This window comes from Nonomuraea sp. NPDC023979 (assembly GCF_040639085.1).
Taxonomy (GTDB): domain Bacteria; phylum Actinomycetota; class Actinomycetes; order Streptosporangiales; family Streptosporangiaceae; genus Nonomuraea; species Nonomuraea ceibae.
Genome location: NZ_JBEZZG010000001.1, coordinates 43,777 through 55,413 on the forward strand (window position 1 = coordinate 43,777; position 11,637 = coordinate 55,413).

At 73.1% G+C, this 11,637-nt stretch carries 14 protein-coding genes; 7 read left to right on the forward strand and 7 right to left on the reverse strand.

The window, feature by feature from the left end; translation table 11 throughout:
- The first annotated feature begins 39 nt into the window (after positions 1 to 39).
- On the forward strand, positions 40 to 1,227 hold the full coding sequence (locus AB0G11_RS00290) for a cytochrome P450 (RefSeq protein ID WP_219504252.1): 1,188 nt from the start codon (positions 40 to 42) through the stop codon (positions 1,225 to 1,227).
- Positions 1,228 to 1,535: 308 nt separating this feature from the next.
- On the opposite strand, the gene AB0G11_RS00295 is transcribed toward AB0G11_RS00290, so the two are convergent.
- The 3 genes from AB0G11_RS00295 to AB0G11_RS00305 form a co-directional block, all read right to left on the reverse strand.
- Positions 1,536 to 2,183 carry a response regulator transcription factor gene (locus AB0G11_RS00295; protein ID WP_357582947.1) on the reverse strand — a complete coding sequence of 216 codons (648 nt, stop codon included), beginning with the start codon at positions 2,181 to 2,183 and terminating at the stop codon, positions 1,536 to 1,538.
- Between the two features lie 4 nt (positions 2,184 to 2,187).
- Positions 2,188 to 3,315 (reverse strand): histidine kinase, encoded by a 1,128-nt coding sequence (locus AB0G11_RS00300; protein ID WP_357582949.1) that lies wholly within the window; start codon positions 3,313 to 3,315, stop codon positions 2,188 to 2,190.
- 211 nt (positions 3,316 to 3,526) lie between these two features.
- Entirely contained in the window at positions 3,527 to 4,153 is a 627-nt protein-coding gene (locus tag AB0G11_RS00305; protein WP_357582951.1) for a TetR/AcrR family transcriptional regulator, read from the reverse strand.
- A gap of 81 nt (positions 4,154 to 4,234) precedes the next feature.
- Between AB0G11_RS00305 and AB0G11_RS00310 the strand changes: the two genes are divergently transcribed.
- Positions 4,235 to 5,104 carry an SDR family NAD(P)-dependent oxidoreductase gene (locus tag AB0G11_RS00310; RefSeq protein ID WP_357582953.1) on the forward strand — a complete coding sequence of 290 codons (870 nt, stop codon included), beginning with the start codon at positions 4,235 to 4,237 and terminating at the stop codon, positions 5,102 to 5,104.
- 197 nt (positions 5,105 to 5,301) lie between these two features.
- Complete coding sequence (locus tag AB0G11_RS00315; RefSeq protein WP_357582955.1) at positions 5,302 to 5,709, forward strand: PaaI family thioesterase; 408 nt, start codon at positions 5,302 to 5,304, stop codon at positions 5,707 to 5,709.
- On the opposite strand, the gene AB0G11_RS00320 is transcribed toward AB0G11_RS00315, so the two are convergent.
- Together AB0G11_RS00320 and AB0G11_RS00325 are read right to left on the reverse strand one after the other, a co-directional pair.
- A complete protein-coding gene (locus AB0G11_RS00320; RefSeq protein ID WP_357582957.1) occupies positions 5,710 to 6,234 on the reverse strand; it encodes a DinB family protein in 525 nt (174 codons plus the stop codon). It lies immediately after the preceding gene.
- Entirely contained in the window at positions 6,231 to 6,644 is a 414-nt protein-coding gene (locus AB0G11_RS00325) for a MarR family transcriptional regulator (RefSeq protein WP_357582959.1), read from the reverse strand. The genes AB0G11_RS00320 and AB0G11_RS00325 overlap by 4 nt, the downstream gene beginning before the upstream one ends.
- Positions 6,645 to 6,699: 55 nt before the next feature.
- Here AB0G11_RS00325 and AB0G11_RS00330 point away from each other — a divergent pair, with 55 nt between their 5' ends.
- Both AB0G11_RS00330 and AB0G11_RS00335 read left to right on the forward strand, forming a co-directional pair.
- On the forward strand, positions 6,700 to 7,116 hold the full coding sequence (locus tag AB0G11_RS00330) for a MarR family transcriptional regulator (protein ID WP_357582961.1): 417 nt from the start codon (positions 6,700 to 6,702) through the stop codon (positions 7,114 to 7,116).
- A 40-nt stretch (positions 7,117 to 7,156) separates the two neighbouring features.
- On the forward strand, positions 7,157 to 8,089 hold the full coding sequence (locus tag AB0G11_RS00335; protein ID WP_357582963.1) for a hypothetical protein: 933 nt from the start codon (positions 7,157 to 7,159) through the stop codon (positions 8,087 to 8,089).
- A gap of 18 nt (positions 8,090 to 8,107) precedes the next feature.
- On the opposite strand, the gene AB0G11_RS00340 is transcribed toward AB0G11_RS00335, so the two are convergent.
- Positions 8,108 to 9,289 (reverse strand): TerC family protein, encoded by a 1,182-nt coding sequence (locus AB0G11_RS00340; RefSeq protein WP_219504228.1) that lies wholly within the window; start codon positions 9,287 to 9,289, stop codon positions 8,108 to 8,110.
- 120 nt (positions 9,290 to 9,409) lie between these two features.
- Between AB0G11_RS00340 and AB0G11_RS00345 the strand changes: the two genes are divergently transcribed.
- Both AB0G11_RS00345 and AB0G11_RS00350 read left to right on the forward strand, forming a co-directional pair.
- On the forward strand, positions 9,410 to 10,564 hold the full coding sequence (locus tag AB0G11_RS00345) for a histidine kinase (protein ID WP_219504226.1): 1,155 nt from the start codon (positions 9,410 to 9,412) through the stop codon (positions 10,562 to 10,564).
- Entirely contained in the window at positions 10,552 to 11,193 is a 642-nt protein-coding gene (locus AB0G11_RS00350; RefSeq protein ID WP_219504224.1) for a response regulator transcription factor, read from the forward strand. The genes AB0G11_RS00345 and AB0G11_RS00350 overlap by 13 nt, the downstream gene beginning before the upstream one ends.
- Here AB0G11_RS00350 and AB0G11_RS00355 read toward each other — a convergent pair whose 3' ends face one another.
- Positions 11,194 to 11,625 carry a VOC family protein gene (locus tag AB0G11_RS00355; protein WP_219504222.1) on the reverse strand — a complete coding sequence of 144 codons (432 nt, stop codon included), beginning with the start codon at positions 11,623 to 11,625 and terminating at the stop codon, positions 11,194 to 11,196.
- Positions 11,626 to 11,637 lie beyond the last annotated feature (12 nt).

Consider the following 11,637-nt stretch of genomic DNA (forward strand, 5'->3'; position numbering starts at 1 on the left):
GCACTTGTCCGGGTCAGCGGCAGCCGCGACCATGGGCGAGTGGATCTCTACCGCGACCCGTACCCGACCTACGCCGAGGCCCGCCGCAACCGCGGGCTCACGTTCGTGCCGGAGCTGAACGCCTGGCTGGTCGCCCGGCGCGAGGACGTCCGCGAAGTGCTCGGCAAGCCCGAGCTCTTCTCGTCGGCGGGCGCACTGCGCCCCGACTACCTGCCCGGCAAGGCCGCGCTCTCGGAGCTGGTCAAGGGCGTCGGCGGCGTGCAGGCCGTGCTCGGCGCCGACGGGGAGGCGCACCGGCGGCTGCGTCGGCCGCTCACCAGAGGGCTGTCCCCCGCCCGCGTCGCCGCCGCGCTGCCGTACGTGACCGAGCGGGCCGAGGAACTGGTCGCCTCCTTCGCCGGCGACGGCCAGGTCGAATGGATGGAGGCGTACGCCAAGCCGCTGCCCGCCTCCGTCATCGGGCACGTCATCGGCCTCGACCCGGCCGACACACCGGGCGCCGTCCGGGGCGCGGCGCGGGCCGAGGAGCTGCTGTTCACGGAGCTGGACGACGCCGGGCAGGTCGAGTGCGCCAAGGAGATCGTGACCCTGCAGCGGCTCCTCGACGGCTACGCGCGGGCCCGGCGGCGCGATCCGCGTGACGACGTCTGCACCGAGATGGTCAGGGAACTCGCGCCCGGCACCGGCGACCTGACCCTCGACCAGCGCAAGGAGATCGTCTCCAACCTCCAGAACCTGCTGCTCGCCGGCCACCTCACCACCACGGCGCTGCTCGGTTCTGTCGTGCTGCACCTGCTGCGCGACCGCCGCCAGTGGGAGCTGCTGTGCGAGCGGCCCGAGCTCGTGCCCGTCGCCATCGAGGAGGCGGCCCGGTTCGAGGCGCCCGTCCAGGGCTTCCGCCGCACGGTCACCGGGCCCGTGACGCTGGCCGGCACCGAGCTGCGCAAGGACGACGTGCTCTTTGTCTCGTACGCCTCCGCCGGCCGCGACGCCGACCCCGCCACGCGGCCCGACGTGTTCGACATCGGGCGCGCCCCGCTGCGCAGCCTGTCGTTCGGGCACGGCCCGCACGGCTGCCCCGGCTCCCAGCTCGCCAAGGAGCAGGTGCGGATCACGCTGGAGATCCTGATGCGCGAGTTCCCCGGGCTGCGGCTGGCCCGTGACGAGGTCACCATGGCGCCCACCCTCATCCACCGCTCCCCCGAAGCCCTCCACCTCACCTGGTGACCCCGGCGGGGCGCGACCCCTTCCGGGCTCCTCTTCCGGGTCGGTCCTTCCGGGCGCGATCTCCGGGCGGGGGCAACCTCCGGTGGGCGTGACTCCCGGCGGGGTGCGGCCCCTTCCGAGTCCCCCCTTCCGGGTCGGTGCTCCTGGGCGCGACCCCCGGCGGGCCGCTACCTCCGGCGGGGCGCAACCCCTGCGGGTGCGACTCCCGGTGGGCGTGGCCCCCCTTCCGGGATGGCCCCCTTCCGGGTCGGCCTGGTGGGTCGGCCCGGTGGGGTGGCTCGTCAGTGGAGCCGGGGCCGAGGGGCGCGTCAGAGGTGGCCTGCGTCGCGGATCTTCATGGCGACCTGGACCCGGTTGTCGGTGCCGAGCTTGGCGAAGATGCGGGTGACGTTGGCCTTGACCGTCGCGACGCTCATGGACAGGCGCTGCCCGATCTCGGCGTTGGAGCTGCCCCGGGCCACCTCGACCGCGACCTCCAGCTCCCGGTCGGTCAGCCTGGCCAGCTCGCGCCGTGCCTCGTCCCGGCCGGGCGCGTGGCCGCCGGTGGCCGCGGCGATCACCTGGTAGGTGACGCTGGGCGACAGCACCGGCTCGCCGGCCGCGACCGTGCGGACGGCTTCGACCATCTTGGCCGGCGGCGTGTCCTTGAGCAGGAACCCGGCCGCGCCGAGGCGCAGTGCACGCAGCACCATGTCGTCGGCGTCGAAGGCGGTCAGCACGAGGATGCGCGGCGCGTCCGGCCGCGACGCCAGCTGCTCGGTGGTGACCAAACCGTCCTGGCCGGGCATGCGGATGTCCATCAGCACCACGTCGGGCCGTTCGGCGCGCACCAGGGTCACGGCCTCGCGCCCGTCGCCCGCCTCGCCGACGATCTCCAGGTCGGGCTCGCCGCCCAGGATGAGACGCAGCCCGGTGCGTACCATCGGGTCGTCGTCGACGATCAGCACGCGTGTCACGACGTCAAGCCTCCCACGGCAGCCGGACAGAGAGGACGAATCGCCCGTCCTGGTGGGCGTGGGTGATCGTGCCGCCTGCCATCCGCGCCCGTTCCGCCACGCCGACCAGCCCGAGTCTGCCGCCCGGCGCGGACGACGGCCCGTAGGGGGTCGCGTTGGTCACGTCGATGCGCAGCGCGTCGCCCGGCCGCCCGTCGAGCTCCACCCTGACGCTGCTGCCCGGCGCGTGCTTGCGGGCGTTGGTGAGCGCCTCCTGGACGATCCGGTACGCGTTGCGCCCGGTCTGGGTGGGCAGCCGGTCGCGCTGCTCGATCGTGTCGGTGACGAGCACCTTCTGACCGGCGGACCGCACCTCGTGGAACAGCGCGTCCAGGTCGGCGATGGTCGGCTGCGGGGCCGCCAGCTCGCCGTCGGAGCGGAGGGTGCCGAGCACGGTGCGCAGCTCGTTGAGCGACTGGTGGGCGTTCTCCTGGATGGCCAGCGCGGTCTCGCGGGTCTGCTCCGGGCCCAGGTCGACCCGGTAGGCCAGCCCGCCGGCGAGCATCGCCAGCAGGGACATGCGGTGGGCCAGCGCGTCGTGCATCTCCTGAGCGATCTTGGTGCGCTCGGCGAACCTGGCCTGCTCGACGCGCTGCCGCTCCGCCCGCTCCTCCGCCAGCAGGGCCTCACGCTCCGAGCGCAGGTAGAGGCCGAAGACGGTCAGCCCGGCGAGGATCGTGGTGCTGGTGACGAAGCTGATCATGCTCTGCTGGCTCACGCCGCCCGCGAACGCGTAGAGCGTCGCGCTGCTCCAGGACAGGGCGGCGACGGGCACGATCTCGCGCCACCGGCGGTGGGTGCACAGGGACACGTACGCCACGTTGGCGGGGCCGCTCGCCGAGCTCGAGAAGGCGGTCAGCAGCGCGGTCGCGGCGGCGATCTGCCAGGGCCACCGCCGCCGCCAGCGCATGAGCACCAGCCCGAGGACCCCCAGCGACACGTCGAACACGGCGCGCGGCAGCTTGTCGAGGTCGTGGGCGGCGACCCAGGCCCAGACCACGGCGAAGAACAGCATGGGACCCAGCGCCGCGAGATAGCGCACCATGCTGCCCCACCGGTCGAGGGGGAGCTGGTGCTGGGGGCTGTCGTTCACGGGACCCAGCCTAGGAACTTCGCCGCGATGCCCTTAGCGACCTGGGTCTATTGTCGGGCCACCCTGGGTCTAGACCTTGCCGACCGGGACGCCGACCGGGACGCCGACCGGGACGCCGACCGGGACGCCGACCGGGACGCCGACCGGGACGCCGACCGGCCGTCCGGCGGGGTGGTTCGCCCCGGGTTGCGCCGGTTTTTGGGCGGCGGGCTCACCCTTGGCCGTTCGGGAGGGAGCTGAGCTCCTGGCCGTCCGGCAGCGCGGTCAGCCAGGCGGTAAGGCGGGCGCCCTGGCTGGTCATCACGCCGGGGTCGCGCAGCGCGTTGGCCAGGAGTGACATGCCCTGGTACGCGCCCACCAGGGTGAGGGCGAGCCCGCCGGGGTCGGGCAGGCCGAGCTCGCGGAACTGGCGTTCGGCCCAGTCGAGCAGCAGCCGGATGACCCGGCCCGCCTCCGCGTCCAGGCCGCCTTCGTCACGTTTGTCGAGCTCGACGGCCAGGGTGCCGGTCGGGCAGCCGTAGCGGGCGGCGACGTCGCTCTGGCTCACCCACGCCTCGACGAGCCCCGTCAGCCGGGCGCGGGGGTCGGGCAGGCGGTCCAGCTCGCCGGTGAGCTCCTGCAAACGGCGGGCGTGCTCGGAGAGTGCGGCGGCGACCAGCTCGTCCTTGGTCTTGAAGTAGTAGTACACGTTGCCCACCGGGACGTCGGCGGCGCGGGCGATGTCCGCGATGGTGGTGCGCTCGGCCCCCTGCTCGTGGACGACCCGGGCGGCGGCGGCCATCAGCCGTTGCCGTTTGGCGGAGGCGGCCCTTGCCCGGGAAACTTTCGAGTCAGTCACCTGACTCACTATAGGCGGTCCTTGTGCTACGGTCTCTTCTCAGTAAGTCAGTCAGCTAACTCACTCGAAAAGAGTTTTATCATGATCGTTGTCACCGGAGCCACCGGAAACATCGGGCGCACGCTGGTCCGGCTGCTCGTCGAAGCCGGCGAGCAGGTCACCGCCGTCTCCCGGCACATCACCCCCGCGGACCTGCCCCAGCCCGTCGGCGGCGGGGCGTCGCCCGCGCGAGCCGTCGCCGCCGACCTGGCCGACCCCGACAGCCTGCGGCCCGCGCTGGAGTCGGCCGACGCGCTGTTCCTGCTGCTCACCGGGGCGCTCGCGGCCACCGGCGACACCGTGCGCCACGCCGTCCACGCCGCCAAGGCCGCCGGGGTGCGCCGGATCGTCCTGGTGTCGTCGCAGTCCGCCGGCACGCGACCGGACTCCGGCGGCCACGGGCGTCGCGCCCTGGAGGACGAGAACCAGGTACGCGAATCCGGGCTCGAATGGACGATCCTGCGGCCGGGCAACTTCGCCACCAACACCTTGGCCTGGGCCGAGTCGGTGCGGAACGGGCGCACGGTGTTCGCGCCGTTCGGCGACGTGGGGCTGCCGGCCGTCGACCCCGACGACATCGCCGCGGTCGCCGCCGCCGCCCTGCGCGAACCCGGGCACCACGGCCGGACCTACGTGCTCACCGGGCCCGAGCCGATCACCCCGCGCCAGATGGCGGCGGCCATCGGTGAAGCGCTGGGCGAGCGGGTCACGTACCAGGAACTGACGCGGGAGCAGGCGCGGGAGCGGATGCTGACGTTCATGCCCGCGCCCATCGTCGAGGGCACGCTGAACATCCTTGGCGAGCCCACCGCCGACGAGCGGCGCGTCAGCCCGGACGTCGCCCAGGTCCTCGGCCGCACCCCCGGCACCTACGCCGCCTGGGCCCACCGCAACGCCCCCGCCTTCCGCTGACCCCGGAACGGGAACCCCGTGCGGCCCTGAGCCCCCGCCTTCCGCTGACCCCGCCACGTGCGGCACTGCTGCCCCGCCTTCCGCTGGTCCGACCCTCGTGGCCCCCCGAGTAGGGGCCGCTGGGCTCGCGCAGGGGGGTGCCCGGGCGGCGGGGGGTTGTCGGTGGGGGGCTGTTCAATGGGGGGATGGAGAGAGGGATGTTCTGGGACGTCATGGCCGGCGCCGTGCCGCCGCCGCCGGCCGCGGAGGTCCTGGGCTGGGAGCTCGTCGAGGTGGACCCGGAGGCGGGCACGATCGAGGTGGCGTTCGCGGCGCGTGAGCAGTTCACCAACCCGGTCGGCGTGATCCAGGGCGGCTTCCTGGCGGCCATGCTGGACGACACGCTGGGTCCGGCGCTGGTCGCGACGTTGTCCGCGGGGCAGTTCGCGCCGACCCTGGAGCTTCACGTGCAGTTCCTGCGCCCGGCTCGCCCCGGCAGGTTGGTGGGGCGCGGCCGGGTGGTCAAGCGGGGCCGCGACATCGCCTTCCTGGCCGGGGAGCTGGTCGGCCCCGATGGCGAGCCGGTGGCGACGGCGACCGCGACGGCCCAGATCAGGAGCGTGTAGTCACTCGCCGGTCGCCCCGTCGATGCGCTCGCGGAGGATGTCCGCGTGGCCGTTGTGCCGCGCGTACTCTTCGATCATGTGCAGGAACACCCAGCGCAGGCTCATCTCCTGGTCACGGTGCTTGTGGTGGAAGGTCTCGTCCAGGCCGCGGCCTGCGGCGGCGGCGCGGGCCAGCTCGACCTCACGCAGGTACGTGGCGTAGTCGGCCTCGGCGTGGGCCGGGTCGGTGTCGTCGAAGTCGCCGTCGGGGTTGTCGTCCAGGTCGCAGTAGAGGAAGTCGAGCTGCTCGCCGCCGAGCCTGCGCCGGAACCAGGAGCGTTCGACCTCGGCCATGTGGCGCAGCAGGCCGAGCAGCGACATGGACGAGGGTTCGGCGCTGCGCCGGACGAGCTGTTCGGGGGTCAGCCCGGCGCATTTGAGCTGCAGGGTGTGCCGGTGGTGGTCGAGGAACGCCTCGAGGAGGACGCGCTCGTCGCCGAGGGGTGGGGGGTCGGATCGGTTGGGCTGAGGTGCGGTCCAGTTCATCGCTCCATGGTGCCCTGATCCAGGTTGTGCGTCATTCGGTCAAGTGTGTCCATGAGCCTGGCGTACTCCTCGGGGGTGATGTCGCGGGTCATCCGGGTGCGGATGTCCTGGACGCGTTCGCCGATGGCGGCGTGCGCGGTGCGGCCTTCGGCGGTCAGGGTGTGCGTGCCGGTGGTGTCGCGGACGATCCAGCCTCGGGCGGTCAGCCGGGCGAGCACGCCGGGGGTGGTGTCGCCCGGCGCCCGGAACGGCCTGAGCGCCTGGTGGAGCTCGCCGGCGCTGGTGGGGCCGCGGCTGATGACGTTGAGCGCCTGCCATTGGCGGCGGTTCACCCCGGCCTCGGCGAAGGCGCGCTCGAAGGTGTCCTCGATCAGCTGGTCCAGCCGCTTGAGCCGGGATCCGATCATCATGGGAGGCTCCTTGTCCTAGGACATCTACTTGTCTCATGACATGTATCATGGTGGCATGGACGCTGTCGAACGGGTTGAGCAGGCCATGGTGACCATCCGGCGCAGGCAGAGGAGGCGGGCGCTGGCCCGGCTCGCCGGGGTGACGGGGCAGGCGTTCGACGTCCTCGACGCGATCGACGGCGCCGGGCCCGCCACCGTGAGCACCGTGGCTCAGGCGCTCGGCGTCGACCAGCCCCGGGCCAGCAAGCTCGTGGCCGCCGCGGTCGAGGCCGGCTGGGTGCACCGCCGCGCCGACCAGGCCGACGGACGCCGTTCGGTCCTTGTGCTCACCGACGCCGGGCAGGCTGCGGTCGAGGAGGCGCGCCGGTCACGCCAGGCGGTGTTCGCCGGCGCGATGGCGGGCTGGAGCGAGGCGGAGCGCACGGAGTTCGCCAGGCTGCTGACCAGGTTCGTCGACGGGTTGCCGGGCTGAAAGCCGGGTGTGGCGGGCGGCGCGCTGGGACAATCCGAGCATGCATCGATCTCTGGCATGTGCCGTGCTGGGCGCCGCCACCCTGCTGGCCGCCGCCCCGGCGGCCTCGGCCGCGACCCCCCACGCCGCGGCCTCCACCGCCGCTGTCTCCACCGCCGCTGTCTCCACCGCCGCGCCCACCCCGCTGGCCGGTGTCGCCGTCTACGCGGCCTACGACCGTGGTTACACCGTCACCCGCTACGGCGGGCGTCCCGCCGAGCTGGGGAAGCCGGGGCAGAGCGCGCAGTTCGCGGCCTCGCCCGACGGGCGGAAGGTCGCGTGGATCACGTCCGGCGGCCGGCTCCAGGTGCGCGACGGCGGCAGGACCCGCACGGTCGCGCGCGGGCTCCAGGGCGACATCCCCTGCCTGTCACCGGTGTGGTCGCCCGACTCCCGGCGGGTGGCGTACGTCGGCGGCAACGGTTCGCAGGTGCGCGTGGTCGGCGCCGACGGCCGTGGCGCGCGGGTCCTCGGCCGGACGGCCGGCCCCTGCCACCTCGCCTGGTCCCCCGACGGCCGCTACCTGGCGGGCTACGCCGGCACCACCGAGGGCGTCCACCGGCTCGACACCAGGACCGGCAGGTCGGTCAAGGTCAAGGGCGTCAAACTGGCCAACCACGTCCAGAGCCTGTCGCCGGGCGGCCGTCACGTGGTCGTCAGCACCCTCCGGCCCACCGATCCGGGCGGCGACGGCGTGTGGCCGACGTCGTTCACCCCGACGCTGGTCGACACGGCGACCGGCCGCCGGGTGCCGATCGGCGTCAAGGGCCGCCTGCTCGGCGCGTTCCATCTGCCCGACGGGCGCCTGGCGGTGCGCGTCGCGGGCCGCACGGCCAACACGCTGGTCGTCCTGGACGCCAAGGGCCGCCAGGTGCAGCGCCTCGCCGAGCCGGCCGCCGCCAAGGACCAGGCCCTGCTCCAGGTGGTTCGCTGAGCGATCGTCGTGAGGAGGTCAGCGGCCGGCGTGGGCGGCGTGGCGCTCGTGGGCGCGGCGGATCAGTGACATGAGCCGCTCGTCCTCGCGCAGCTTGGCGCGGAACTTCTCCGGGAGCCCGCGCAGCCGCTCCTCCTCGATGACGAGCCTGCGGTAGGTGGCGTCGCGCTCGGCGGGGTCGAGGTCGTCCTCCAGGTAGGCGGTGGCGCAGCGCCGGGCGCAGGAGGCGATGTTCTGGGCGCGTCCCCGGGTGCTGAGCAGCGAGGCGGCGATCGTGACGATGAGGACGCCGATGATCACCGACAGGGACAGGCCGGTGCTGATCTCGGTGACGGGCACGGGCTCGCCGTCGTTGATGAACGGCACGTTGTTCTCGTGCAGCGCGTGCAGGACGAGCTTGACGCCGATGAACGCCAGCACCGCCGCCAGGCCGAAGGACAGGTAGATGAGCCGGTCCAGCAGCTCGTCGATGAGGAAGTAGAGCTGACGCAGCCCCAGCAGCGAGAACGCGGTGGCGGTGAAGACCAGGTAGACGTTCTGGGTGAGGCCGAAGATCGCCGGGATGGAGTCGAGCGCGAACAGCAGGTCCGTGCCCGCGATAGCGATCATGACGAGCAGCATGGGCGTCAGCACGCGGTGGCCGTCGACGACCGTGGTGAGCCGGTCGCCGTCGTAGTGCTCGGAGGTGCGGAAGAACCGGCGGGCCAGCCGGGTCATCAGGTTGTCCGGCGAGTGGCTTTCCTGGCTCTCCGGCTTGAGCAGGTTGCCCGCGGTGATGAGCAGGATGAGGCCGAACAGGTAGAACGCCCACGCGAACGTGTTGATGAGCGCCGCGCCCAGGAAGATGAACCCGGTGCGCGCCACCAGCGCGAACGTGATGCCGAACAGCAGCACCTTCTGCTGGTCGGCCCGCGGCACCCGGAAGCCTGACATGATGACGAGGAAGACGAACAGGTTGTCGACCGAGAGCGCCTTCTCCGTCACGTACCCGGCGAAGTACTCGGCCCCCATGTCGGCGCCGCCGAACAGCCACACCCCGACGCCGAACAGCAACGCGACGCCCACATAGGCCGCCGACCACACCGCCGCCTCGCGCAACGTCGGGATGTGCGCCTTGCGTACGTGGAAGAAGAAGTCGAACAGCAGCAGGCCGACGATCCCGAGGACCGTCAGCCACCACACCAGGGACGGCACGTCCACCCGTGACCTCCATCGCGTCGCCGATCAGTGAGCAGTACCCCGGCGGGCAGACCTCAAGCGATCGAACGGTAGACCTAGGACTACTGCCGTGACCTGCGGCTCCTCGATACGGTCGCACATGTGTTGACGAGGACCGCGCTGGAGGCGCTCAGCAGGAGGCCGGTGGCTTTCCTGACGTCGGCGTGGCCGTGGCGGTCGCTGGCGTACCTGGTGGCCGGGCAGCTGCCCGGCGTGATCGTGCTGTTCGCCGGGATCACGGGTGACGTGCTGCCGGTCGAGGTGCGGCTGGTCGGCGCGGTGGTGCTCCTGGTGGGCACGCTGCCGCTGGTGGGGTGGCTGGAGCGGCGGCGGCTGCGGCTGGTGGACGGCAGGGCGCTGGGGCCGGTGGCGCGCGGGCGGGAGCTCGGGCTGGCCGTGCTCGTGGCGCTGGCCCTGTGGTGGATCGACCTGCTGATGATCCTGCTGACGGCGGTCGGGCCGGTGCTGCTGATCCTGACGCCGCTGGTCCAGCCGCTGGTGACGCCGGGGGTGGGGGCGGCCGCGAGCGTGGCTGGGGTGGTGCTGGTCCCGGTGGCGGCGTACGTGGTGACCGCGTGGGCCGGCGGGCGGGGCGCGATGGCGCGGGCGATGCTGGCGCCGTACGACACCGAGCTCGCCGAGGTGCTGCGCTCGCGCGCCCGGCTGGTCGACGCGTTCGAGCTGGAGCGGCGGCGGATCGAGCGTGACCTGCACGACGGCGCGCAGCAGCGGCTGGTGGCGCTGTCGATGAGCCTGGGCATGGCCCGGCTCGACCTGCCGGACGACTCTCCGGTGGGCAGGCTGGTGGGGCTGGCGCAGGACGAGGCGAAGCGGGCGCTGGCCGAGCTGCGCGAGCTGATCCGGGGCGTGCATCCGGAGGTGCTGACCGGGCGCGGGCTGGCTGCCGCGGTGCACGACGTGGCCGGCCGGTCGCCGGTGCCGGTCGAGGTGGCGATCGAGCTGCCCCGCAGGCCGGCGGAGGCGGTCGAGGTGACGGCCTACTACGTGATCAGCGAGGCGCTGGCCAACGTCGCCAAGCACAGCGGCGCGTCCCGGGCCCGCGTGACCGGGCACGTCCATGACGGCACGCTGGTCGTCGAGGTGTACGACGACGGGCGCGGCGGGGCCGATCCGGCCCGTGGGAGCGGCCTCACGGGGCTGGCCGACCGGCTGGCCGTCGTCGACGGGAAACTGTCCTTGCGAAGTCCGGCCGGTGGGCCGACCCTGCTCAGAGTGGAGATCCCGTGCGCGTGGTGATCGCCGAAGACGCCGTCCTGCTGCGTGAGGGTTTGGCCGGGCTGCTGCAACGCTTCGGGCACGAGGTGGTCGCGTCGGTGGGCGACGCCGACGCGCTGGTGGCGGCCGCGCGCGAGCTGCGGCCCGACGCGGTGGTGACAGACGTGCGGATGCCGCCCGGGTTCGCCGACGAGGGGCTGCGCGCGGCGCTGGTGCTGCGGGCGGAGCGGCCCGACCTGGCGGTGCTCGTGCTCAGCCAGTACGTCGAGCAGACCTACGCGGCCGAGCTGCTCGACTCCGGGGGCGGGGCGGGCATCGGCTACCTGCTGAAGGACCGGGTTGGGGAGGTGCGCGAGTTCGTCGACGCGCTGGTCAGGGTGGCCGGGGGCGCGACGGTCGTCGATCCCGAGGTGGTGCGGCAGTTGCTGCGGCGGCGGCGCGACCCGCTGGAGCGGCTGACGCCCCGGGAGCTGGAGGTGCTGGCGCTGATCGCGGAGGGGCGGGCCAACGCCTCGATCGCCCGCGAGCTGGTCGTCACGGAGGCGGCGGTGGCCAAGCACATCGCCAACATCTTCAGCAAGCTCGACCTGCCTCCCGCCGCCGACGGGCACCGCCGGGTCCTGGCGGTGCTGGCCTACCTCCGGGCGTGATCAGGCCAGGCAGAGCTCGTTGCCCTCGGGGTCGGCGATGGTGACCCACCAGGTGGGGCCCTGGCGGCCCTTGTGCAGCACGGTGGCGCCGTGGGCGACCAGCCGCTCGACCTCGGCGTCGATGTTGTCGGCGCCCACCCGGACGTCCAGGTGCACCCGGTTCTTGACCGTCTTGGCCTCGGGCACGAGCTGGAACAGCACGCGCGGGGCCCGCTCCAGCCCGCCGGGGTGGCGGATGGCGGCGCCGTCCTTCCACACCAGGTTGCCGCGGTGGAACATGGTGTCGTCCTCCGTCGCGTGGCCCTTCTCGATCAGGCTGCGGATGAACGCCTCGTCCTGCCGCTCCACCTGCCAGCCGAGCGCCTCCGCCCACCAGTCGGCCAGCGGGTGCGGGGCCTGGGAGTCGATGACGATCTGGATATCGAATGCCATGTCCTGATCCTA

Bases quoted from the DNA above. Each gene is read 5' to 3' on its own strand.
- AB0G11_RS00335 (WP_357582963.1), top strand. From the start codon at position 7,157: ATGCATCGATCTCTGGCATGTGCCGTGCTGGGCGCCGCCACCCTGCTG.
- AB0G11_RS00310 (WP_357582953.1), top strand. From the start codon at position 4,235: ATGATCGTTGTCACCGGAGCCACCGGAAACATCGGGCGCACGCTGGTC.
- AB0G11_RS00355 (WP_219504222.1), bottom strand. From the start codon at position 11,625: ATGGCATTCGATATCCAGATCGTCATCGACTCCCAGGCCCCGCACCCG.
- AB0G11_RS00315 (WP_357582955.1), top strand. From the start codon at position 5,302: ATGTTCTGGGACGTCATGGCCGGCGCCGTGCCGCCGCCGCCGGCCGCG.
- AB0G11_RS00325 (WP_357582959.1), bottom strand. From the start codon at position 6,644: ATGATGATCGGATCCCGGCTCAAGCGGCTGGACCAGCTGATCGAGGAC.
- AB0G11_RS00330 (WP_357582961.1), top strand. From the start codon at position 6,700: ATGGACGCTGTCGAACGGGTTGAGCAGGCCATGGTGACCATCCGGCGC.
- AB0G11_RS00320 (WP_357582957.1), bottom strand. From the start codon at position 6,234: ATGAACTGGACCGCACCTCAGCCCAACCGATCCGACCCCCCACCCCTC.